We start from the raw sequence: 20,670 nt of genomic DNA on the forward strand, positions 1-20,670 counted from the left end.
AGGTCGCACCCTCAAGCTGTTTGCGCGTTAAGCTGGATACACAATCGAGACTCCATTGAAGAGTCCCTGCTGGAGATATGTTGCATGAATAAGCTGTGTTGCGCGTTGTTCGCGTTGTTACCAATTTATGCCTTTGCCTACCCGCTAGAGACTGAAAAACACCTCAACGGTGCCGAAATTACGGTAACCCCCATGGATATTGACGACACTCTGGGGGCGGTGGGACTCTACAACTATGGCCAGGCTGCTGCCGAATGCAAGGTGGTATTCCGCAATGGGCCAGAGGCGCCGCGCACACGTAAAGCCCTGCTTAAACCGGGTGATGACATCAATTTATCCGTGCGTTTCTCACGCAAAATTATCAAGTTGCGCATGGATGTGGAATGTAAGCCGAGCTAGAAGCCTGGCTTGTGATCCGCTTCAGATCCTAGAGTGGAAATCGCTATAAATCAACTTTGTTGATGTTTATAGGCTAATTTTTGCGCTTTTTAATCGGATAGGTTGGCCATAATCTTTGCTCATCGACGCTAAACAACCACTTGATGGAGCAAATTCAATGGCCCGTGTCCTCGTAATTGAAAGCAGTGCCCGTAAACAAGGTTCGATCTCACGCCAATTGACCGAGCAATTTATTGCCCACTGGCAAGCAAAGTACCCAACTGACCAGATCAGCGTTCGCGACCTGGCGGTTGACCAGGTGCCCCACCTTGATATGAACCTGCTCGGCGGCTGGATGACGCCTGCCGAACAGCAAAGTGAAGCGGAGCAAGCGGCACTGGCCTTGTCCAACACCCTGACTGACGAAGTGTTGGCCGCCGACGTGCTGGTACTTGCCGCGCCAATGTACAACTTTGCGATTCCGAGCACCCTGAAGTCATGGCTGGATCATGTACTGCGTGCCGGTGTGACTTTCAAATACACCGATACCGGCCCGGTTGGCCTGCTTAGCGGCAAGCGTGCTTTCGTGCTCACGGCTCGTGGCGGTATCTACGCCGGTAGCAGCATGGATCATCAGGAACCTTATCTGCGCCAGGCCTTGGGCTTTATTGGTATCCACGATGTCAGCTTTATTAACGCCGAAGGCCTCAACCTTGGCGGTGATTTCCAGGATAAGGCCCTGGCCCAGGCCAAGGAGAAATTGGCCGAGGTGGCTTGATCGCTTGATATAACCGCTGTGGCCAACAGCAAAGCCCGCCCAACCTAAAGTTGTGCGGGCTTTTTCTTGTGTGCGTTTTGCTGATTGTTGATTGGCCCATGACAGGCTAAGGTCTGCGCCTGATTTTGAGGTGATCATGCGCTATCTGCTCGTTGTAACCCTACTGTGGGCGTTTTCATTCAGTCTCATCGGCGAATACCTGGCCGGTCAGGTTGATAGCTACTTTGCGGTGCTGACGCGAATCGTCATTGCCGGCCTGGTGTTCCTGCCGTTTACCCGCTGGCGCGGTGTTGCCAGTGGTTTCAAGCTGTCGATGCTGGTCATCGGTGCGCTGCAGTTTGGCATCACCTACGTTTGCCTGTACCTGAGCTTTAGCGTCCTGAGCGTACCCGAGGTGCTGCTGTTCACCATTTTGACGCCACTCCACGTGACCTTGATCGAGGATGCGCTGAATCGGCGATTCAACCCTTGGGCACTGGTGGCCGCAGCCGTCGCGGTGATCGGTGCCGGCGTGATCCGTTATGACCAGATCAGTCCTGATTTCTTCTGGGGCTTTATGTTGTTGCAGGTGGCCAATGCAACATTTGCCGCCGGCCAGGTGTTCTACAAGCACTTGTTGCCGCGTTACCCCTCGACAATTGCGCCGTTCCAACGCTTCGGCTACTTCTATCTCGGTGCCTTGATTGTGGCCTTGCCGGCCTACCTGGTATTCGGTAACGCCGCCCGCATGCCTGCCACCGTCACTCAGTGGGGCGTTTTGCTCTGGTTGGGTGTGATGGCTTCTGGACTTGGGCTTTACTGGTGGAACAAAGGCGCCAGCCAGGTCGATGGGGCAACATTGGCAGTGATGAACAATCTGCTGGTGCCCGCAGGTTTACTGGTCAACCTGCTGCTTTGGAATCATCAGGCTGACTGGTTGCGGCTGGGCTTGGGGGCATCGGTGATCGGCTTGTCGCTGGTGATCAGCCATTTTGCACGTTTGCCCCCGGGTGGGCAGAAATCAGGTGCGGTATCAACCAAGGCATAACAATGAATCTGTCGGGGAAAGGCGTCGGGCTTTCAGTTTTTGCCTCCATACTGTTTTCCATCATTCCTGGCTATGTGCAGTTGCTGGCACCGCTGGACGGAGTGCAGGTCTTTGCTCAACGGGTGCTTTGGTCGTTGCCTGCAATTGTGTTGCTGTTCGTCGTCACACGGCAGTGGCGCCTGTTGCTGGCTGCGCTGGTTCGCCTGCGTAATGAACCAAGGTTACTGGCGGCACTGCCCCTGGCTGCAGCGCTGATTGGCGTGCAATGGGGGCTGTTTGTCTGGGCTCCACTGGCCGGGCACCTGCTTGATGTCTCGCTGGGGTATTTCCTCTTGCCGCTGGCGATGGTCCTGGTCGGACGCATGTTCTATGGCGAGCGTCTAAGGCCATTGCTCAAGGTGGCTGTGTTCTGCGCCCTGCTTGGAGTGGTGCATGAACTGTGGCGTACGCAAGCGTTTTCGTGGGTGACGCTGGTGACGGTATTGGGCTACCCGCCTTACTTTATGCTGCGCCGCTGGATGAAAATGGATGCCTTGTCCGGCTTTTTGCTGGAAATGCTGGTGCTGTCGCCGCTTGCCATCTACCTGATAATCGCCTTGGGTCCGGTTGCGCCATTCAGCACGGCGCCGCAGTTGTGGTGGCTACTGCCGGGGTTGGGCATGCTCGGCGCCTTGGCTTTTGCGGCGATGATTGCATCGAGTCGATTATTGCCGCTGGGGTTGTTCGGGATTTTGAGTTACGTCGAGCCGGTATTACTGTTTACGGTGTCGCTGGTGTTTCTGGGCGAACATTTTGACAGTGCCCAGCTGTTTACCTATCTGCCGATATGGCTGGCAGTCGTGCTTGTGGCCTGGGATAGCGCACGCTTGCTGACTAAACAGTGGCGCGCTGGCAGCCGGGCCTAGACGGCTGTTTACTTATTCAGAGGCAATAGTATGCGGGTTCATGATGACCTATCGGTCCGGGTGGTGATCGACACTTCGGCGCTTGAGTGGCTGCCATCGCCGCTACCGGGTGTGGAGCGGCGACCATTGGAGCGCTTTGCCGCAGAAAGCGGGCGCGCAACCTCGGTGGTGCGCTATGCGCCAGGTTCTAGTTTTCGTAGCCACTTGCATCCCGGTGGCGAGGAAATCCTGGTGCTTGAGGGCGTGTTCGCTGATGAGCAGGGCGAATATCCCGCAGGTTACTGGCTGAAAAATCCGCCCGGTAGCCAACATGCGCCTTCAAGTGCATCGGGCTGCCTGCTGTTTGTGAAACTCTGTTATCAAGAGCCGGATGACCAGGCGACGCTGCGCATCAACACCCGCGATAGTCATTGGCAGGCAGGGCTGGTCGAGGGCTTGAGTGTATTGCCCCTGGATAGTTTTGGCAGCGTACATACTGCGCTGGTTCGCTGGGCGCCAGGCACTGAGTTCAAGGCGCTCCGGCACTTCGGCGGTGAAGAGATCCTTGTGTTGGAAGGGGTGTTTCAGGATGAGTTTGGTGATTATCCGGCGGGCACCTGGCTGCGTAATCCACATGGCTCGCAGCACAAGCCCTGTTCAACCGAGGGTTGTCTCATCTATGTAAAGGTCGGTCACCTCCAGGCAACCGACGCGCTGGCTCAGTCCAGCACGTTCCTGAGCACTTCGTAAACGATCCCGGTTGCTATTGCGACCAGTACTACATCAGTGCCTGCCTGTTTCCACTCGTAGCCATCGTAGTGCGGCAGTTTGCCGATAAGACGGTTGTCGAATTTCTTCGCGATACCCGGTGGCAGTGGCTTGCCGCGAGCCAGGTTCTTTTGGATGCCGGGCGGCAGGGAGCTGACATTGCCGATCAGGTTACGGTTGTCACCCAGCACAACGCGCACCCGGCCAATATCGACCGTTGGTCCGTTGAGGTCTATCCGCACATCGGAGCCATGGTCATTTTGGTGCGGATTGCCCTTGTCATGCTTGGGCGCAGCTATGCTGGCCTGGCTTGCGAGTATAATAGCCAAGGCCGTGCAACCGACCAGTGAGCGGGAGGCTAGCTTCATGGTGTTCTCGATAATTCCATGGTGTATTCCTGGGCCATTTGAGCGCTAAATAATCACGATGTTCAATGGCTGATGACAAATCCCTGTGCGCTTTTGCACAAAGCATTCGGCCCCAGCGCCGGAAAACGTTACGCTATACAACTGATTCCAGATTTTTTGTCGAGGTTACCCCGTGTTTTCCCAATTCGCCCTGCATGAACGCCTGCTAAAAGCTGTGGCTGAGCTTAACTTTGTTGAGCCTACACCGGTGCAGGTGGCGGCCATTCCAGCCGCGCTGCAAGGGCATGACCTGCGGGTAACCGCGCAAACCGGCAGCGGCAAGACGGCTGCATTTGTGCTGCCAATGCTTAACCGTTTGATGGGCGACCCAAAGCCTCGCCTGAGCATTCGTGCGGTGATCTTGCTGCCGACGCGTGAGCTGGCACAGCAAACCCTGAAAGAGGTGGAGCGTTTTTCGCAGTTCACCTTCATTAAATCGGGTTTGATTACCGGTGGTGAAGACTTCAAGGTTCAGGCCGCCATGTTGCGCCGTGTCGATATCTTGATCGGTACGCCGGGCCGGCTGATTGAACACGCCAATGCGGGCAACCTGCTGCTTGATGAAGTTGAAGTGCTGGTGCTTGACGAGGCCGACCGCATGCTCGACATGGGCTTTGCCGAAGACGTTCAGCGCCTGGCCGAAGCCTGCAGCGGCCCGCACCAGACGCTGTTGTTCTCTGCCACAAGTGGCGGCTCTGGCCTGCGAGAAATGGTCAACAAGGTGCTCAAGGAACCCGTGCACTTGCAGCTCAATAGCGTCAGCGACCTCAATGAAGGGACTCGCCAGCAGATCATCACCGCTGACCACAACTACCATAAAGAGCGTTTGGTCGAGTGGCTGCTGGCTAACGAGACCTACCAGAAAGCGATTATCTTCACCAATACCCGCGTCCAGGCAGATCGGCTGTATGGCAAGTTGGTTGCCAAGGACGTCAAAGCCTTCGTGCTGCATGGCGAGAAAGACCAGAAAGATCGCAAGCTGGCCATCGATCGTCTGCGTCAGGGCGCGGTGAAGGTTCTGGTTGCCACCGATGTCGCCGCACGTGGCCTGGATGTCGATGGCCTGGACCTGGTGATCAACTTTGATATGCCGCGCTCGGGCGACGAGTATGTCCACCGTATTGGCCGGACAGGGCGTGCGGGCGGCGAGGGCCTGGCCATCTCGCTGATCTGCCACAACGACTGGAACCTGATGTCGAGCATCGAGCGCTACTTGAAGCAGCGTTTCGAGCGTCGCAATATCAAGGACGTCAAAGGCATCTACCAGGGGCCGAAGAATCTCAAGGCATCCGGTAAGGCCGCAGGCACCAAAAAGAAGAAGATTGATCCGAAAACGGGCAAGAAGGTGGCTAAAAAGGCCGCTGCCAAAACGCCAGTCAAAGCCAAGCGCAACACCATCAACAAGCCAAAAAGCGATGGGCCGCAGTTGGTCAGCCAGGATGGCCTGGCACCGTTGAAGCGCCGTACGCCAGCGGCTGACTAAGGTCGCGGCTCGCTTCGCGGCAAAGCACAAAAGCCGCCAACGAATTATCTCGTTGGCGGCTTTTTATTGGCTGTCGCGGTGGGCCTGGGTCAAGCGCAACCTTAGTTGTGCACTTTCTCGACTGGCGTTTCGGTGGCTGTTTCAAGCCTTGCTTGTGTTTCGTCCTTGGCGGCAACCAGGCTGTCAGTGCGGGGCTCGGTCGTGACCCTGAACTCGTCTAGCACAATAGCCCCGTTACCTTGGCCGAGCAGATGGAAGGAAAAGGCTTTGCGCGCATCCAGGTTATCGAAGCTAAAGGTCAAGCTGACCGGCTGGTCTGCGGTGAGCTTGGGCAACGCAGGAATGGTGATTGTCACATCGCGGTCGTATTCCTTGGTCTTCAGTTGCAAGGTGGCGCCGGCAGCATCAAGGTTTACCGCGCGAATCTTCATGGTCACCGTGGTTCGGGTGCCTTGGGGCAACTCTAGGTACTGCGCGCCAACCAGGTTGTCAGCCCAGTCGTCCGTTCTCTGCGGCTTGAGATCAATGGGTTGGTGATTGGCGAACTGATAATGCTGGCTGGTATCCGCCTGACGTAAAGATTGGTTGAGCAACTCAGCCTGTTGACTGAGCAGGCGCGCAGGTTTGCCGGTAAAGCGCCCGAGGTAGTGCGATTTGTCGTTGATAAAGCCTTTGCTGGCGTAGCGCCTGCATACATGCTGGAAGTCGCACTCGGTAAAGGTGCCCTGGTCATCGTGCTGGCGCAGCAAGCCATTGGTGTAGGAAATTATCTGGCGGCCACGGTTGTAGTCACGCAGCAGTGAGCGACCGCTGATATTGCCTGGTACTGGCAGGGCAAAGTAATCCAGTACCGAGGCGCTGAGGTCAACGTGGCCGTACACGCCTTGCTTGAGATGGGGCAACTGCTGTTGTTCGGGAGCCAGAATCAGGTTGAAGCCCCAGGCTGAGGCGAGCGCCAGGTTTTCGATGCCGTGGGACTCGTCAGAGGTGACTATGACCAAGGTATCCTCCAGCACGCCCTGTTGCTTGAGTGCATCGAGGAAATCACCGACAGCTTCGTCCAGGTACGCCACCGCCGCCAGCTTGCTCTCGGGGAAGCGCTGCAAGTAGTCAGCTGGCGCCGAGTACGGCTGGGGGGTGCCGACTGTCATCAATGTCAGCATCCAGGGTGCGTGCCGACTGTCATCAATGTCAGCATCCAGGGCTGGCCCTGTTGGCGCAGCTGGTTTATGTAGCCAAGGCTGCCTTCGAAGAAGCTTTTGTCATCCATGCCCCAGGGGAAATTCAGGTGGGGCGTATTGGTGAACCAGTCGCGACCAAGGGTTTTGTCGAATCCCATCTGCGGCATGATCTGGTCCTTGGCCATAAAGCGCAGGCCTGCACCTTGCAGATAATGGGTACTAAAGCCGTTTTTACGCATCTGTGCAGGCAGGCACTGTTCGCTACGGCTTTGGTTGTTAAGCAACTCGACACCTTTGGGAGTGCCTGAGTCGAGCTTGGCAAAGTCGCCACAGAGCATTGAGTACAGACCACGTATGGTCTGATGGCTGTGCAACACATAATCGGCGGTGAGCATGCCTTGTTCTGCCCAGCGACTCAGGCGCACCATGGTATTGCCATTGTACGGGCTCTGCAGTGCATCACGGCTTGGGGCCAGGTATGCCCCGGGTATGCCTTCGAGGGTGATGATCAACACATGGCGTGCCCGACCCGCCTGCTCAAGCAAGGGTGTGCCATCGAGGTCCAGCTGCTGCAGGCCGGCAATATTCACAGGCGCGCCTGGCGGTTGATTGTCCAGCCAGCTTTGCAGGTCTTGCTCGCCATTGCTAAAGCCTTCAGCCGCGAGCTTGTGTGGCAGGTTGAATTGAAACCACTGATCGCTTTCGCTCGGCATGCGGTATTGCAACAGCGCATGGACAGCGAGCAATGCCAGTGGTAGCAACAGCCACGCATTGCCGATTGGCCGGCGTACCGTTGCTCGCTGACGCAATGACAACAGCAGGTACAAGCCGATATTGGCCAACAAGGCAAGGCCCAGTGCAGGGTGGCTCAGGCCCGCCCCATGGGTGGAGCGACTGACAAACTGTGCATCGGTGAGGTAATGCAGGTCGGACGCCTCTGGCATGCGCCCAACCGCCGTCAGCAACTCGATGTTGGCCAGGGTCAGAACGCTCCAGAAAATCATCACAGGCAGCGCGATAATCAGTGGGCGCTGGTAAAGCAATACGACCAGCAGACCACCGATGGCAATATCTGAAAGATAGCCATAGGCGTGCGACCAGCCGAGCAAGTAGCGGCTGGCAAGCGGAATAAATATAAATAAGGCGCAGAGCGCCAGGCACTGTGCGGACGGTGACTGTGTCGGGTGACGCCAGCTTAGCAAACGGCTCGGAGTGCTCATGTACACTGCGCTTGCTGGTCGATTTTGGTCGCACCTGACCTTTGCTCGGAGGCTTTGGATAGCCGCCCGTGCCGTGCGCCGGGGATCGTGCTGAGCCAGCGGTTGAGAAAACGCACTATTACTCCTGGGCCAATGCCATTCATAGTCAACGGCATCGCCGAATCAACCGCTGAAGCGGCCTGTCGTAATTTTGAAACAACTGTGTGCTAACCGCCAGTGCTGATATGAAAAATAGCGCTGACTTCGCGGCTGACTGCGAGACGGGAATGTTTCAGGGGATGTCGTCAGCGGAACCCAAAGGGCAAGAGAGCAGCAGGTTCAAGCCTGGCAGCACTGCGCTGCTTGGCGGCTGCCGGTACATTGCCCTGTGAGGATGGAGCCTGGTGGCTCGTGTTACTTCTTGCCGATGGTGATCTGCTTGGTTGCGCCGTAAACCTGACCGCTAACGCCTTTGGCGATCTGCTGGATTTCACCACCCGATTTCAGGAAAGCTGCAACCTGCGCGTCAATCGATGCGCTGGTTTCAACAGCCGGAGCTGGTTTGGATTTGGTGTTGGATTTTTTTACGCGCATGCCGGCCATTAACCTTTACTCAAAATTAACTCGGTCGACCAGTATACATCAATGACTTGACAATTATTCGGTTATTACCCTCGAGAATTTATATGCCAGAAATTAATCAGCGATTTTATTTAAATTTGGATCAGTTGTTTTTTGCACACAAATAACTGTTTTTATTGAAATTAATATTAATACTCAAGTTTCCGAAAAAGGCGATCTTGCCACTGGTCGGGTCGTCGCTGGCAAGGGGCTGGTGCTTTGCAGGCGATCCGCAATCCCCAGCGAGAATACTGGCTGCAACTCGGTTAGAATGCTGGCATTGCAGAGAGGGTAGTGCACCATGGCGTTAATTGGACGAATGAATTCCTTACAGGTCGTGAAACACACGGACTTTGGCCTGTATCTGGACGGCGGGGCTGATGGCGAGATTTTATTGCCCAAGCGTTATATTCCCAGTGATACCCCGAGCGAGGTGGAAGACTGGCTCAATGTATTTGTCTATCTGGACAGTGAAGACAAACTCATCGCAACCACTGAAAAGCCGAAAGTTCAGGTGGGCGAGTTTGCCAGCTTGAAAGTGATTGATATCAATCATGTTGGCTTGTTTCTCGACTGGGGTCTGCCTAAGGATCTGCTGCTGCCACACTCCGAGGAGAAGCGTCCGCTGCAGGTTGGTGATTACTGTGTTGTCCATGTGTTCCTGGACAAGCGCAGCAAGCGTATTACCGCCACGGCACGCCTGGATCGCTATCTCGATAACCTTCCCGCGACATACAAGACAGGCCAGGAAGTCGACCTGCTGATTGCCGATGCCACTGACATGGGTTTCAAAGCCATTATCAATGGCAAGCACTGGGGCTTGCTGCACAAGAACGAGCTGTTCAAGTTTGTTCGTAGTGGCATGCGGGACAAAGGGTTCATCAAGGAAATGCGCAGTGACGGCAAAATCAGCCTGAGCTTGCAGCCAATCGGTCAGGAGGCTGTTGGCAGCTTGAGCGAGCAGGTGTTGAGCAAGTTGCGTGACAACGATGGTGTGTTGCCGCTTAGCGACAAAAGCTCGCCCGAGGCCATTTCCGCCTTGTTTCGTGTCAGCAAGGGCAACTTCAAGAAAGCCATTGGTGGCTTGTACAAGCAAGGGCTGATCACCATTCACGACGATCGTATCGAGTTGATCGCCAAGTAGGGTACCGGTGATCGCCGTAAGGGAGCCTCTGCAGGCTAGTGTTGTCTGATGAAATACAGCTACACGACCTAGAGGCCTAAACCGATGATCAAACTGAACATTTTGCTGGGCGCCGGGCTGTTGCTCGGTGTACTCGGCGCGGCCCATGCCGATCAGGCCGGGCAACAGACAATCCGGGCCATCCCCAAGACCTATATAAGCCCCGGGGCAACGGGAAGTATTGGTCAGTCGCGCAGCTCGCAGCAATACAATGGCTATGGCGGCTATCAGGTGCCGAGCGATTATGGCTCTGTCCACCAGCGCAATGGCAGTGCCAGCCAATCATTCGAAACCCGCGGCGGCATCCGGCAAAGCATTGTGTATCCCGGTGGCTACGAGGTTGAACGCAGGCCTGGCAGTTCAACCTATGAGCGCCAAGATAGCCGCTAATCCCTTACTGCGAGCTTTAAAAAAACACCAGTCGAATGCCGTTCGACTGGTGCTTTGTATGTTGGAGACAGCGCCTAGCCTTTGCTGCCCCAGATGTCTTCGAGTCGTGAGTCACGACCGCAGGCGGTGCGATAGTACTTATAGCGCAGCGGGTTTTTCAGGTAGTAGTCCTGATGGTACTCCTCGGCAGGATAAAAGGTTGTACCCGGCAATATCTCGGTGACAATCTTGCCTTTGAGCCTGCCAGAGTTCTGCAAGGCGGTCTTGGAGGCCTGCGCTGCCGCTTTTTCCGCATCGTCGCTGTAGAAAATTGCGCTGCGATATTGGCTGCCGTGGTCGCAAAACTGTGCATTGGCGGTCAAGGGATCGATAGTTGGCCAGTAAGCTTCGAGTAACTTTGCATAACTGGTCTTGTTCGGGTCATAACTGACCAGTACCGCCTCCAGGTGTCCGGTTTTACCCGATGAGACCTGCTCGTAGGTGGGGTTTTTGACAGTGCCGCCAATATATCCGGAGGTGGTCGACAAAACGCCTGGTACTTTGTCGAAGTCCGACTCGGTGCACCAGAAACATCCCCCCGCGAAGACTGCAACCCCTTGCTCACCGGGTTTGAGTTCTATGCTCTGCGCGGTGCCTGTGGCTTGTGCTGCCGCAGGGGTTGACGAGGTTGGACCGCAGGCGCCGAGCAGCAAGCCCAGTAGCAGCGTCGCACCGGCCAAACCAAGGCGTTTAATAGTTTCAGTTGTCATCATTAGCTCCTTAGGGCCGGTAAGTCTTCGCCCTTGGCAATAAACTGCAGGGCCAGGCCATTGTTACACCAGCGTCCCCACGCGGAGCAGGGCCGTCATTAAACAGGTGGCCCTGGTGCCCGCCACAGCGGATGCAGTGATATTCAGTGCGTGGCCAGAGCAGCTTGAAGTCACGCTTCGTGCCGATATGACCTGCAATGGGCTGGGTAAAGCTCGGCCAGCCTGTGCCGCTGTCAAACTTGTTTTCGCTTTGAAACAGCGGCAAGTAACAGGCCGCGCAGATAAAGGTGCCGTCCCGCTCTTCGTGATTGAGGGGGCTGCTGTCGGGGCGCTCGGTGTTTTCCTCGAACAGTACGGCGTAGGCGTCTTGGGCAAGCAGTTTTCGCCACGCCTCGCGGGGCTTGTTCAGCGGTGTGATGACCGGTTGCGTTGCTGTTGTTTGAGCAACAGCGGGTTGTATCAATGAACCCAGCAGCGGTGCCGCCGGTAATAGGGCCAGACCGTGCAGAAAAGAACGGCGTTTCATGAGTATTTTCATCCTCTGCCATGAGCAATATAGAGGTTAAAAATATGCGCTTGTTACAGTGCTTGACTGGTTTGGGCGGCCAGGGCGATCAATGACTTGCTGCGTTGGTAGCGCGCTAAGCGCTGGCTGAGTTGTTCGGGGAGCTGTACCTCGGGACTAAAACCCGACGCCTGGTAAAACTCAGACAAAGATGGATGGCAAAACAGCCAGACTGTTGAATTGCAGCTGCTTGTAACGGCCTTTATAAGTTCTCGTGCATGACCTTGCAGGCGGTGTTCGGGGGCCACGAACAAGCTGGTCAACCAGTGTCCGCTGGCAACAGGCCGCAGGCACAATGCGGCAATGATTTGTGTGTGTTCGACAACCCAGACCTGATCTTCATGGGTGGCCTTCATTTTCGAGCGATGGGCGCCGTAAAACTTGTTGGCCAAGGGTTTCAGGGCTTCAGGTAGAAGGCGAACACGGGTTGCAGGCATTGGGTTCGGGCTGGTTCGGTTTGGCCCAGCGCGGGCACTTGGCCGAACGCTGGGCGATTGTCTCAGTTGCGTGCGGCGTGGCTGCCAAGCAGGGTTTGGCCCTCATGCTTGGATTTCTTGGCCATGCGTTTTTCCTGAGCGGTTTTCAGGGGCTTCTTCTTGCTGTTCTTTTTTGAATCCATACCTTTGCTCATGATCTTTACCTCGGTGGGTGAAAAGTGAGTGAGCGTGGAGCCTTTGGGACATTCTCCGGCAAGCCTTGGTAGGATCCAGTCTACGCCGATTAGCCAGAAATGCTTCTATTGAAATACATCATTGCTCGCCGATGCTGCTGACGCGGCGTTCGGAAACTATCTCAGGCAGGTCATTGCGTTGCATATACAGCTGGATGGGCGCAGTGATATTCAGCCGTTCATCGATATGTTGGTCAAGCAGCAGCTGTATGCGCGTGCGATCTAAACGCATGTGGTTGTCGCAATGCGGGCTCCAGACGAACTCGCTGGTTGGCTGTATCGACTCATGGAGAATATCCAGGCCAAACGAGTCTTCGCTGAAGCGCACGATGTACTGGTCGGTTTTTTGATTAAAGCCCACAAGGCCCTGTAGTTGATCGGCAGCGCTACAGATGTCGGCGGATGTGATACTCATGATGCTTGGCCTGTGATAAATGAAGGATGATCACAGGCTAATGAGCTTGGCGGTGAGCTTATTGCTCAGGATCAATACCCTGTGCAATAAGCTCAACAAGCGGCTGGAATTGCAGCCAGGTTGTTACTGTTCTTGCTCCAGGCGTGCCACTGCTTCGGGGCCGCCCATGAGCTTTGCGGCGGTCAGCGGTGTCACACCGTTGTTGTCACAGCTTTTAGGGTTGGCGCCATGGCTGAGCAACAGGTCAATAGCGGCAACGTTGTTGAACATTGCAGCCATCATCAGTGAAGTCTTGCCGTCAGGGGTCGTGCCCTCGACATCTGCGCCATGCTCAAGAAGCATTTTGATGATTTCGAGGTTGCCCTTGAAGGCTGCACCTGCCAGCGGTGTCTGGCCGTTCTGGTTGCGCAGGTCTGGGTCGGCCTTGGCCGCCAGGAGCATTTTCGAGGTTTCGATGTGCCCGTGATAGCTCGCTAGCATCAACAGGCTGTCGCCTTTGTGGTTGCGCAGGTTTACGGGTAGACCCTGTTCGATCATTGCCTTCAGGGTATCGGTATCGCCACAGCGCGCATGATCGAAAACCCGCTCAGCAAATGCCAGGGTTTCGTCGTCGAGTTGTTCGCCGGCATTGCTCTGTTGTTCGGTCATTTAACCCTCCTTGATAAAAATCTTGGGTCGTTGCAGTTCGTCTGTCTACAGCATAACGGGGTTCGGGCAAATGTACCGATTGGCTTTATTGATCAAGGTGATTTATCCAGCCGGATGCCATGGCGCGGTTGCCTAGCCTTTATCGGGGCTAAATTCTGCAGCCGTTTTAACATCCCTGATCGAGTTGGACATGCTGTGGTTCGGGTTGAGCAGGGCCTTGCGGATTTTCTCGTAATCTTCCATCGACAGGCTGCTGCGGCTCAGAACCTCAAGTGCGAACTGTTTGACTTCGGCGTCGGTGTAGGCGGGTTCCCTGGATTGAGGTTGTGCGGCACAGCCACTGAGAACCACAGTTAAGACAGTAAGCAAAAGAGCGATTGAGCGTTTCATCTGGGCACCTGTTGATCTGGGCATTTGGGGATGCGTATAGATTATTCAGGGGCGCCTGACGGTAGAAATCGATCGTTCTAATAGTGGCTATTGAAGTTTTGTAAGGCTGATTTAGAGATCCGCAGTCCAGATGCCGCCAAGTGCTTGCAAAACATGCTCAGAAAGGAGCGGGGCGAGGTTATCAGGCCATGGCTTTTGCGCCTCTAGCCATTCGATCTGCTCAAGCTCAGCCGCTGGATAAACCCTATGCGGCAGGGCGGCACGGTATACCGTTGCGGCAATGCGGGTGTTGACCTCGTTGGCGGCTGGCGCTGAAAACTGGCCGAGCAAACTGATGCTGCTCACATCGAGGCGCAGCTCTAGTTCTTCCAGCAGTTCACGCTGTAGCGCGTTAAGCGAGCTTTCTCCTGGCTCGCATTTGCCACCCGGGAGCATAAAGGCTTGAGTGTCGCGCTTGCGCACCAGAAGCAAGCGCCCATTCAAATCGAATAAGCAAATAGCAGCGATGTTCAGGACCGGAAGTTCGTTTGGCATGTGCTGATATTGGTTATGAGACATGTGGGTTAGCGCGGCGTGTTGGAGAACGCGCTAGTTTCGTCGAGTGATTGGCTATTCATGCCGACCTTGACGGACATTAGTGGCGAGTTATTCAACCACACGTCGTCAATCACTATGGTTTTGCCGATATCTTCGTTATCCGCTGCTACCAGCAGGTAATAAGTGCCACTTTCGGGGGCTTCGCCCTCCCATCCCATGCTCATCTGGCCAAGGCTGGCCGATGCATGGGAAGGCTTGCTGGCTATTATCACGCCGTAGCTGTCTAGCAGCATGGCGCGAGGCTTGATAGCGAACTTACTCACCCCCAGGCACGAGTTGTTGCAGCGAGAATTAACGTTGAGGTTGAAGTGCTCGCCCTTTTTCAGGGCCAGTGAAAACACCCGGTAGTTTGAAATTGAGCTGCCAAAGTCCAGGCGCGGCTGGTCGGCGGTGATGGTCCATGACGGCACGGCGACGCCCGGGTTTACCGGAAGCGGAATCGCCTCGGCATTATGCAGCGCTTCCAGGGTGGTTTTCGCCATTGGGCTGGAGCCCGATGCAACCGAATGTTCGTAGGCCGACTTCGAGCTTACCTCGCTTGGGGCAGTGTTGGCGCATGCGGTAAGCAAGGCGCTGACCGCGAGGATCAAAAATCTGTGCAAAGCAAACTCCTGGGGATATCCCGATTGGGAACGGCATCCCGGTTCAATTGGAGCACCTTTGATAAATCACAGTTTCAAAGGTGCCCTGGCGATGATCTTGACCTGCAGTACCGTGCCACTTTGGGCATAACTTCAAGCTGGGCAAGGCTTTGAATGCTGACAAGCCCAGCGAGTTCGTGCCGGGTTGCGGGCTGGATTTAACCTGCCAGGCCAACGTAGACGTTTTGTACGTCATCATGGGCGTCAATCGCTTCGAGGAAGGCTTCAACTTCTTCAAGTTGCTCGGCGCTCAGGGTGGTCACCGGGTTCTTCGGACGGTAGCCAATGTGTGCCGAGTTCACGGTGAAACCGTGCTCCGGGAGCGCGCGGGAGACCGCATCCAGGTCGGTGATTTCGGTGATGAACAGAGTGTTGCCTTCATCGGCCTCGGCAAAATCCTGGGCGCCAGCTTCGATAGCGGCCAACTCGGCATCAGCTTCACCTTCAGGTGATGCCTCGATCAAGCCAACGTGGTCAAAATCCCAGGTCACGGAACCGGAAGCTCCCATCTGGCCCTTGCGGAACAGTACCCGGACTTCAGCAACAGTGCGGTTGATGTTGTCGGTCAGGCATTCGACGATCACCGGCACTTGATGAGGCGCGAAGCCTTCGTAGGTGGTGCGTTCAAAGTTGACTGTCTCACCCAGCAGGCCAGCGCCTTTTTTGATTGCGCGCTCCAGGGTGTCTTTGGGCATGGAGGCTTTTTTCGCCTGGTGCACGGCAAGGCGCAGCTTGGGGTTCATGTCCGGGTCGGCGCCATTGCGGGCCGCGATCATGATCTCCTTGACCAGGCGACCAAAAATCTTGCCGCGTGCGTTGGCTGCGGCTTCTTTAGGTTTGGCTTTCCACTGTGCACCCATTGGGAGGTTCTCTTGTGTCAGTACTGCAAAATGTTCACCCAAATGCAGCCGCTATGGAGGCGCGGGGTTTGGGCATCAGAAAGTGAGTCGGTTATTTTAATCGTTCCGAGCGAGGCTGGCACCCACCAAATGGGCGCACGGTCGGATTTCCAGCTCGAAGGCCTCTAGCTAGGGTGTTTCAGTTTCTGGCAAAGCCACCGCCAGGCCTGCGCCCGCCGCACCAAGCAATGAAAGCAGCAGGATAACGGCGCTGACGCCTACCACCATGCTCAGTGCGCCAATAAACCCCATCAACAGCAAGATAACCCCGATCAGCGTGTTGCTGACCGCCACATAATCGGTGCGGCGATTGCCTTGTGCCAAATCAACCACATAGGTCTTGCGACCAATGCGTACCCCTTGATGGGCAATGCTCAGGCAAAAGTAAAGTGCGGGGATTAACCCGCTAAACCCCAGCCAGGCGTGTTCGAAGTGGTCGAGGATAAACAGGATAATACCCAGTGCGGCTGTCATGAGCGCGGCGAGGATCATGACTTTGCGGCTGGACACATCGGCAAAGCGTCCCCACACGGGCGCGGACACCAGGCTGGCGGCGCCGCTGGCCAGCAAGAAGAGGGCAAGCAGTGATGCATTGGAGTCCAGGTTCTTTTGTGCAAGGACTACGTAATACGGTGCCGTCAACGCCGAGCAAAGCAACAGGGCTCGGGTGATCACGAAGTGGCGGAAGGCTTTATCGGTGCGCAATATATCCAGGCGCTTGATGGCTTCAATAAATGCGTTGCCGCCGCCGTCCGTCTCGCCAGGATCTTCGCTGATCTGTGCATAGACCAGCGCGGCAATCACCCACAAGCAGCCAGCGCCAGCCAGGAGCAAGGCATAGGCGATAGGTTCCGGTTGGGCCTGGCTGCTGAACAGCAATACCAACGCCAGACCGACGGTGACCAACCCCGCAGCGCTGGCCGACCAGCCGTTGACCTGGCCGCGGCGACTCTTGGGCACGGTTTTACCAATGACGTCCTTGGACGCGACCGAGCTGAGGCCACGGGCAATACTGAACAGGCTCACCAAGGCGATGATTGCCCAGCCCGCCGTGGCCCCATCCAGGGTCCAGGCAACCAGGCCAATGCCGGCAATCGCCAAGGCTTGGACCATGCTGCCGAATACCCAGACCCACTTCCTGATCTTCATGGCGCGGATATAACTGGCGACGAATAGTTGCGGGATCAATGAGCCCGACTCGCGTATGGGGACCAGAAAACCGATGAGGTAGAGTGGTGCGTGAACCGTCTCCATCACCCAGGGCAGGACGATTTTCGGGTTGGCCAGGGCATCGCCCAGTTTGCTGAAGAAGTGACTCAGGATCATCAACAAGAAATTGCCGGGCACTTGGTGACAGGCGCTGTCGCTCAGTTCGGTACAGACGCGGGCGTCTTCCTCATCTACAAGCTTGCTGTAGATATCATCCGTTAGGTTCTTGCCGGGCATCTTGATCCTGAGTCATGGGCGCTATCGAAAATGTCGGCAATGATGCCACGCAAGCGCGTCCTGAGCCTACTCAGCCATAAAGCAACTGTTGAGCAAAAAAGGCTCGTGGTTTGTTTTTAGATCAGGTTCTGCTGGGGGCTTCGCGAGAACGAGGGGTTTGGCGAGGGAGGGAGAGCGGGAAACCAAAGCAAACGCGCCGTTCGAGAACGGCGCGTAGCAGGGTATCAGTCTTGGCGGTCAGTAACTTCGAGCAGGTGATAACCGAATTGGGTTTTCACTGGGCCCTGGACAACATTCACCGGGGCGCTGAACACTACTGTGTCGAATTCCTTGACCATCTGGCCTGGGCCAAAAGTACCCAGGTTGCCGCCGTCGCGGCTTGATGGGCAGCTGGAGTTGTCTTTGGCAACCTGCGCAAAGTCAGCGCCAGCTTCGATGGCGGCTTTCAGTTCGTTGCACTTGGCTTCGCTGGAAACCAGGATGTGGCGGGCAGTGGCTCGAGCCATGGGGGTGTACTCCTCTCAGATAATCTGTTGAGCCTACCGTAATTAGGTGGCGATTGCATCGCTGAGCGCTTTAGCGCTTGCCCATGGAGCGGCGCGTACCATTGGGGGCCGGGCCGATTTTCTTCTCGTGGGCCGACTTATTGCCTTTGGCGTGCCACGCCTGTCCATCGTTCTTGCCCGGCGCATAGCTGGCAGGCGAGAACGGGAACTTGAAGGCCGGGATTGCTGGCTTGGCCTGGGGTTCGCCAGTGACCTCTGTGACGGTTGGCGCAATGACCCGGGCGTCGGGCGACTCAGTGGTTTTCATGGCGGTTCGCATGGGGCAGTAGAAGAAAGGACGCGAGTATACGCACTCTTTGTTCACTGCGTTGGGGCGCAACGGCGCGTTGCTGACTTTTGTGCTCGAGCACGCCATTGCTTGAACGGCGCGCCCTAGCACTCATGGGCTTCAACTATTGCGGCCTTAGCCAGCACTCCAGAGCAACCCAGGCAGGCCGCCCAGGGCTGTCACACCCATTAACAGGGCCGCAGCTTTCGGCCGATAGGGCAGAAGAAATACCAGGACCAGTGCCGCCGCGCTGAGCAGGCCAAACCATATGACCACGCCAACCGAGCTACCCCAGGCGCGAACGCATGGCCAGATTGCAACCGCCAGCAGCAACCAGCCGATAAGGCGCAAGGCTTTTTGCCGGGTGGCGCCGGTACGGTTCCAGACTTGGCGGTGATGCCTGTCCATCGCCAGGCAAAGCGCGGCCATGCCGGCGTAGCACAGAGCTGCGCCGAGCAGCAGGGCGAGCGTCATGTTCATCAAGCCACCTCTACTTTGGCGGTGTTCAAGCTGGGTTGTGGCGTCTTGCGCTCGACCTTTTGCCGATTTTTCAGCCAGAGCTTGCGAGCGGTCCACAGACTCAAAAGGCCGATAGACATGGCGGTCAACTCGACTGCAGCCCGCTCGCCATCGCCTCGTTGCAGATAGCTGACGAACTGGTCGCCGACCACCAGCCAGTTGAGCAGCGGCAGGGCCAGGCACAGTGCTGCTACTGCTAGCAACTGCTCGATCCAGGCCTTTGTAGCCGGGCGTATGGCGGCATGCACGTAGGTCAGTAGCCAGACCACGAAGAAACTGATGACTTCCCATTCGGGGCGGTCAGTGATACCCAGCGGGATCAGGCGGTTGCCCCAGAAAAAGGCAATGCAGGCCAGGCTGATACCGCTGATAGAGCCGATGTTAAGCACCTCGATGATCCGGTAGACCTGGGGTGTACGAGCTCCGAATTCATTCAGCGAACGCTGGCGACGCTTGACCATAAACAGGATCGCACCGGTTGCCATCATCGCCGCACCTGCCAGGCCACAGATGAAATAGAGCCAGCGAGCGGTAAGGCCACCGAAGGCGGCAAAATGCAGGTTACGCATGACCGACTGCACATCCTGGGCCGCGCCGCCGCGTAATTCCCCGGGCGCCTGGAAATCCTGCTGCTCGCCGCTGACCCCATCGAAGAACACCTGGCCACCGCCATCGCCGAGCAAGCGGTATTCACCGGTTTTTTCGATAAAGCGGCCAAAGGTCACAATCGAGGCGCTGCTGTCACCGGGATGTTCGACGCTGATAAAGCTGAGCGGACGTTGCAGTTGTTTCTCACTGCTGATCAATATCTGGTCGAGCGCTGTGACCTCGGCCTTGATGCCGGTCTCTTCACGTGGCGTCGGCTGGGTCAGCAGGTCGGCGAAGTAGGCATCGTCTGTGCTGTAGTGGGTTTCGATACCGGCGGGCATATACAGCATGTAAAAGGTCGCCAGGCCGGTGTAGGCAATCATCAGCTGGAACGGCAAGCTGAGCACCGACACCGCATTGTGTGCGTCCAGCCAACTGCGTTGCTGCTTGCCAGGCCGAAAGGTGAAAAAGTCCTTGAAGATGCGCTTGTGGGTAATGACTCCGCTGACCAAACCGACGAGCATGGCCATGGTGAAAAAGCCAACCAGCCAGATACCCGCGGTTCCAGCGTGGAACTCGAAGTGCATATGCACGAAGTGGTGCCCGCCCTCGCTTTCTCGCTCGGTACTGGCCTTGATTGGCTCACCGCTAGTCGCATCAAGACGCAGGTTCTGGAACTGCTCCTTTTCGTCCTGCCAGAAAACCCGCACAGCCGGGTCCGTGTCACTCGGCAGGCCGATGCCCCAGAAATGGCTGCTCGGCACATGCTCGCGCAAATAGGCCTGGCCGACACGCACGGCCAGAGGCCGGTCGACGCCATCGTCCATGCCGCGGACTTCGCCAGCCTGTGGGATTTGCGGCTTCATCCAGCGGGTGATGGCTTCATCGAAGACCCCGAGCGAACCGGTGATAAAGACCACAAAGAGTATCCAGCAGGCCCACAAGCCACCCCAGGTGTGTAGCCATGCCATCGACTGGCGCAGGCCTTCTTTCTTGACTGCCTGACTCATACCATGCCCCTCCCAAGCCACCAGCCAAGCGGGGCCAGGACCAGTGCTGGCAACAGCAGGCCGAGCCAGGCACGGCGGTTGTCCTGCACCGCGAATACCCAAATGATGGCGGCGGTGTAGACCGCGAAGCTGATCAGCGAAGACGCCAGAATCGCCTGGCTTTTAGGCAGCGGCAGCACCGCACCGAGAAAAATCACGCTGGCCGAGGTCAGCGCGTACCCGCCGAAAATCGCGGCAGCGGTGCGTGACAACAAGATGCGGCCACGGGAAGGGGAGGTTGGTTTCATGAGCAAGCAGCCATGGTTTGGAGCAAGAAAAGTCCGTCGGCAGGGCAACGGGACGAAAAGTAATCTTAACAAGAATCAGTTGCGCATAGATTAAAACGAACGGGCAGGACAAA

General features: G+C 56.4%; 25 protein-coding genes and 1 pseudogene. 8 read left to right on the forward strand and 18 right to left on the reverse strand.

Annotated elements, in window-relative coordinates:
- Window positions 1–84 precede the first annotated feature (84 nt).
- The 5 genes from PSES9_RS0121025 to PSES9_RS24010 all read left to right on the forward strand — a co-directional run bounded on the left by PSES9_RS0121025 (window position 85) and on the right by PSES9_RS24010 (window position 3,817).
- Window positions 85–399: a hypothetical protein gene (locus tag PSES9_RS0121025; RefSeq protein WP_010490304.1), complete on the forward strand. Its 315-nt coding sequence runs from the start codon at window positions 85–87 to the stop codon at window positions 397–399.
- A 157-nt stretch (window positions 400–556) separates the two neighbouring features.
- On the forward strand, window positions 557–1,156 hold the full coding sequence (locus PSES9_RS0121030; protein WP_010490305.1) for an FMN-dependent NADH-azoreductase: 600 nt from the start codon (window positions 557–559) through the stop codon (window positions 1,154–1,156).
- Window positions 1,157–1,292: 136 nt separating this feature from the next.
- Complete coding sequence (locus PSES9_RS24005) at window positions 1,293–2,183, forward strand: carboxylate/amino acid/amine transporter (RefSeq protein WP_010490307.1); 891 nt, start codon at window positions 1,293–1,295, stop codon at window positions 2,181–2,183.
- A 2-nt stretch (window positions 2,184–2,185) separates the two neighbouring features.
- Window positions 2,186–3,088 (forward strand): EamA family transporter RarD, encoded by a 903-nt coding sequence (rarD, locus tag PSES9_RS0121040; RefSeq protein ID WP_010490309.1) that lies wholly within the window; start codon window positions 2,186–2,188, stop codon window positions 3,086–3,088.
- Between the two features lie 30 nt (window positions 3,089–3,118).
- Complete coding sequence (locus tag PSES9_RS24010; RefSeq protein ID WP_010490311.1) at window positions 3,119–3,817, forward strand: cupin domain-containing protein; 699 nt, start codon at window positions 3,119–3,121, stop codon at window positions 3,815–3,817.
- Here the strand turns inward: PSES9_RS24010 and PSES9_RS0121050 are convergent.
- Window positions 3,787–4,203 (reverse strand): anti-virulence regulator CigR family protein, encoded by a 417-nt coding sequence (locus PSES9_RS0121050; RefSeq protein ID WP_010490313.1) that lies wholly within the window; start codon window positions 4,201–4,203, stop codon window positions 3,787–3,789. The two genes, PSES9_RS24010 and PSES9_RS0121050, sit on opposite strands and share 31 nt — an antisense overlap.
- A gap of 172 nt (window positions 4,204–4,375) precedes the next feature.
- Between PSES9_RS0121050 and PSES9_RS0121055 the strand changes: the two genes are divergently transcribed.
- A complete protein-coding gene (locus PSES9_RS0121055) occupies window positions 4,376–5,725 on the forward strand; it encodes a DEAD/DEAH box helicase (RefSeq protein WP_010490315.1) in 1,350 nt (449 codons plus the stop codon).
- A gap of 101 nt (window positions 5,726–5,826) precedes the next feature.
- On the opposite strand, the pseudogene PSES9_RS24015 reads toward PSES9_RS0121055, so the two are convergent.
- Window positions 5,827–8,126, reverse strand: a pseudogene (locus PSES9_RS24015) (LTA synthase family protein).
- A 393-nt stretch (window positions 8,127–8,519) separates the two neighbouring features.
- Complete coding sequence (locus tag PSES9_RS0121070) at window positions 8,520–8,708, reverse strand: hypothetical protein (RefSeq protein ID WP_010490316.1); 189 nt, start codon at window positions 8,706–8,708, stop codon at window positions 8,520–8,522.
- A 319-nt stretch (window positions 8,709–9,027) separates the two neighbouring features.
- Between PSES9_RS0121070 and PSES9_RS0121075 the strand changes: the two genes are divergently transcribed.
- Window positions 9,028–9,870, forward strand: a complete 843-nt coding sequence (locus tag PSES9_RS0121075) for a CvfB family protein (RefSeq protein ID WP_010490317.1) — start codon at window positions 9,028–9,030, stop codon at window positions 9,868–9,870.
- Window positions 9,871–9,954: 84 nt separating this feature from the next.
- A complete protein-coding gene (locus PSES9_RS0121080; protein WP_010490318.1) occupies window positions 9,955–10,299 on the forward strand; it encodes a hypothetical protein in 345 nt (114 codons plus the stop codon).
- Between the two features lie 74 nt (window positions 10,300–10,373).
- Here PSES9_RS0121080 and msrA read toward each other — a convergent pair whose 3' ends face one another.
- The 15 genes from msrA to PSES9_RS0121160 form a co-directional block, all read right to left on the reverse strand.
- Window positions 10,374–11,048: a peptide-methionine (S)-S-oxide reductase MsrA gene (gene msrA, locus PSES9_RS0121085; RefSeq protein WP_010490319.1), complete on the reverse strand. Its 675-nt coding sequence runs from the start codon at window positions 11,046–11,048 to the stop codon at window positions 10,374–10,376.
- Between the two features lie 10 nt (window positions 11,049–11,058).
- Window positions 11,059–11,574: a peptide-methionine (R)-S-oxide reductase gene (gene msrB / locus PSES9_RS24020; protein WP_010490320.1), complete on the reverse strand. Its 516-nt coding sequence runs from the start codon at window positions 11,572–11,574 to the stop codon at window positions 11,059–11,061.
- Between the two features lie 53 nt (window positions 11,575–11,627).
- Window positions 11,628–12,050: a GNAT family N-acetyltransferase gene (locus PSES9_RS0121095; protein WP_010490321.1), complete on the reverse strand. Its 423-nt coding sequence runs from the start codon at window positions 12,048–12,050 to the stop codon at window positions 11,628–11,630.
- Between the two features lie 312 nt (window positions 12,051–12,362).
- On the reverse strand, window positions 12,363–12,698 hold the full coding sequence (locus PSES9_RS0121105; RefSeq protein ID WP_010490323.1) for a DUF2025 family protein: 336 nt from the start codon (window positions 12,696–12,698) through the stop codon (window positions 12,363–12,365).
- 123 nt (window positions 12,699–12,821) lie between these two features.
- Entirely contained in the window at window positions 12,822–13,346 is a 525-nt protein-coding gene (locus PSES9_RS0121110; RefSeq protein ID WP_010490324.1) for an ankyrin repeat domain-containing protein, read from the reverse strand.
- Window positions 13,347–13,478: 132 nt separating this feature from the next.
- Window positions 13,479–13,736, reverse strand: a complete 258-nt coding sequence (locus tag PSES9_RS0121115; protein ID WP_010490325.1) for a hypothetical protein — start codon at window positions 13,734–13,736, stop codon at window positions 13,479–13,481.
- Between the two features lie 111 nt (window positions 13,737–13,847).
- Window positions 13,848–14,294: an NUDIX hydrolase gene (locus PSES9_RS0121120; RefSeq protein WP_443216066.1), complete on the reverse strand. Its 447-nt coding sequence runs from the start codon at window positions 14,292–14,294 to the stop codon at window positions 13,848–13,850.
- A 5-nt stretch (window positions 14,295–14,299) separates the two neighbouring features.
- Entirely contained in the window at window positions 14,300–14,935 is a 636-nt protein-coding gene (locus PSES9_RS0121125; protein WP_138943172.1) for a hypothetical protein, read from the reverse strand.
- Between the two features lie 197 nt (window positions 14,936–15,132).
- The gene (locus PSES9_RS0121130) at window positions 15,133–15,834 is read right to left on the reverse strand and encodes a YebC/PmpR family DNA-binding transcriptional regulator (RefSeq protein WP_010490331.1); all 702 of its coding nucleotides are present in this window, start codon (window positions 15,832–15,834) and stop codon (window positions 15,133–15,135) included.
- 168 nt (window positions 15,835–16,002) lie between these two features.
- On the reverse strand, window positions 16,003–17,319 hold the full coding sequence (locus PSES9_RS0121135; RefSeq protein ID WP_010490332.1) for an MFS transporter: 1,317 nt from the start codon (window positions 17,317–17,319) through the stop codon (window positions 16,003–16,005).
- A 224-nt stretch (window positions 17,320–17,543) separates the two neighbouring features.
- A complete protein-coding gene (locus PSES9_RS0121140) occupies window positions 17,544–17,825 on the reverse strand; it encodes a peptidylprolyl isomerase (RefSeq protein WP_010490334.1) in 282 nt (93 codons plus the stop codon).
- Window positions 17,826–17,895: 70 nt separating this feature from the next.
- Window positions 17,896–18,132 (reverse strand): hypothetical protein, encoded by a 237-nt coding sequence (locus PSES9_RS0121145; protein WP_010490335.1) that lies wholly within the window; start codon window positions 18,130–18,132, stop codon window positions 17,896–17,898.
- A 156-nt stretch (window positions 18,133–18,288) separates the two neighbouring features.
- Window positions 18,289–18,633: a DUF3325 domain-containing protein gene (locus PSES9_RS24025; protein ID WP_010490337.1), complete on the reverse strand. Its 345-nt coding sequence runs from the start codon at window positions 18,631–18,633 to the stop codon at window positions 18,289–18,291.
- Window positions 18,633–20,270 (reverse strand): PepSY-associated TM helix domain-containing protein, encoded by a 1,638-nt coding sequence (locus PSES9_RS0121155; RefSeq protein WP_010490339.1) that lies wholly within the window; start codon window positions 20,268–20,270, stop codon window positions 18,633–18,635. Before PSES9_RS0121155 ends, PSES9_RS24025 begins: the two co-directional genes overlap by 1 nt.
- The gene (locus PSES9_RS0121160) at window positions 20,267–20,557 is read right to left on the reverse strand and encodes a DUF3649 domain-containing protein (protein ID WP_010490341.1); all 291 of its coding nucleotides are present in this window, start codon (window positions 20,555–20,557) and stop codon (window positions 20,267–20,269) included. Before PSES9_RS0121160 ends, PSES9_RS0121155 begins: the two co-directional genes overlap by 4 nt.
- Between the last annotated feature and the right edge of the window lie 113 nt (window positions 20,558–20,670).

Source organism: Pseudomonas sp. S9 (assembly GCF_000222125.1).
GTDB lineage: Bacteria > Pseudomonadota > Gammaproteobacteria > Pseudomonadales > Pseudomonadaceae > Aquipseudomonas > Aquipseudomonas segetis.

Bases quoted from the DNA above. Each gene is read 5' to 3' on its own strand.
- PSES9_RS0121025 (WP_010490304.1), top strand. From the start codon at position 85: ATGAATAAGCTGTGTTGCGCGTTGTTCGCGTTGTTACCAATTTATGCC.
- PSES9_RS0121030 (WP_010490305.1), top strand. From the start codon at position 557: ATGGCCCGTGTCCTCGTAATTGAAAGCAGTGCCCGTAAACAAGGTTCG.
- PSES9_RS24005 (WP_010490307.1), top strand. From the start codon at position 1,293: ATGCGCTATCTGCTCGTTGTAACCCTACTGTGGGCGTTTTCATTCAGT.
- rarD (WP_010490309.1), top strand. From the start codon at position 2,186: ATGAATCTGTCGGGGAAAGGCGTCGGGCTTTCAGTTTTTGCCTCCATA.
- PSES9_RS24010 (WP_010490311.1), top strand. From the start codon at position 3,119: ATGCGGGTTCATGATGACCTATCGGTCCGGGTGGTGATCGACACTTCG.
- PSES9_RS0121050 (WP_010490313.1), bottom strand. From the start codon at position 4,203: ATGAAGCTAGCCTCCCGCTCACTGGTCGGTTGCACGGCCTTGGCTATT.
- PSES9_RS0121070 (WP_010490316.1), bottom strand. From the start codon at position 8,708: ATGGCCGGCATGCGCGTAAAAAAATCCAACACCAAATCCAAACCAGCT.
- PSES9_RS0121075 (WP_010490317.1), top strand. From the start codon at position 9,028: ATGGCGTTAATTGGACGAATGAATTCCTTACAGGTCGTGAAACACACG.
- PSES9_RS0121080 (WP_010490318.1), top strand. From the start codon at position 9,955: ATGATCAAACTGAACATTTTGCTGGGCGCCGGGCTGTTGCTCGGTGTA.
- msrA (WP_010490319.1), bottom strand. From the start codon at position 11,048: ATGACAACTGAAACTATTAAACGCCTTGGTTTGGCCGGTGCGACGCTG.
- msrB (WP_010490320.1), bottom strand. From the start codon at position 11,574: ATGAAACGCCGTTCTTTTCTGCACGGTCTGGCCCTATTACCGGCGGCA.
- PSES9_RS0121095 (WP_010490321.1), bottom strand. From the start codon at position 12,050: ATGCCTGCAACCCGTGTTCGCCTTCTACCTGAAGCCCTGAAACCCTTG.
- PSES9_RS0121105 (WP_010490323.1), bottom strand. From the start codon at position 12,698: ATGAGTATCACATCCGCCGACATCTGTAGCGCTGCCGATCAACTACAG.
- PSES9_RS0121110 (WP_010490324.1), bottom strand. From the start codon at position 13,346: ATGACCGAACAACAGAGCAATGCCGGCGAACAACTCGACGACGAAACC.
- PSES9_RS0121115 (WP_010490325.1), bottom strand. From the start codon at position 13,736: ATGAAACGCTCAATCGCTCTTTTGCTTACTGTCTTAACTGTGGTTCTC.
- PSES9_RS0121120 (WP_443216066.1), bottom strand. From the start codon at position 14,294: ATGTCTCATAACCAATATCAGCACATGCCAAACGAACTTCCGGTCCTG.
- PSES9_RS0121130 (WP_010490331.1), bottom strand. From the start codon at position 15,834: ATGGGTGCACAGTGGAAAGCCAAACCTAAAGAAGCCGCAGCCAACGCA.
- PSES9_RS0121135 (WP_010490332.1), bottom strand. From the start codon at position 17,319: ATGCCCGGCAAGAACCTAACGGATGATATCTACAGCAAGCTTGTAGAT.
- PSES9_RS0121140 (WP_010490334.1), bottom strand. From the start codon at position 17,825: ATGGCTCGAGCCACTGCCCGCCACATCCTGGTTTCCAGCGAAGCCAAG.
- PSES9_RS0121145 (WP_010490335.1), bottom strand. From the start codon at position 18,132: ATGAAAACCACTGAGTCGCCCGACGCCCGGGTCATTGCGCCAACCGTC.
- PSES9_RS24025 (WP_010490337.1), bottom strand. From the start codon at position 18,633: ATGAACATGACGCTCGCCCTGCTGCTCGGCGCAGCTCTGTGCTACGCC.
- PSES9_RS0121155 (WP_010490339.1), bottom strand. From the start codon at position 20,270: ATGAGTCAGGCAGTCAAGAAAGAAGGCCTGCGCCAGTCGATGGCATGG.
- PSES9_RS0121160 (WP_010490341.1), bottom strand. From the start codon at position 20,557: ATGAAACCAACCTCCCCTTCCCGTGGCCGCATCTTGTTGTCACGCACC.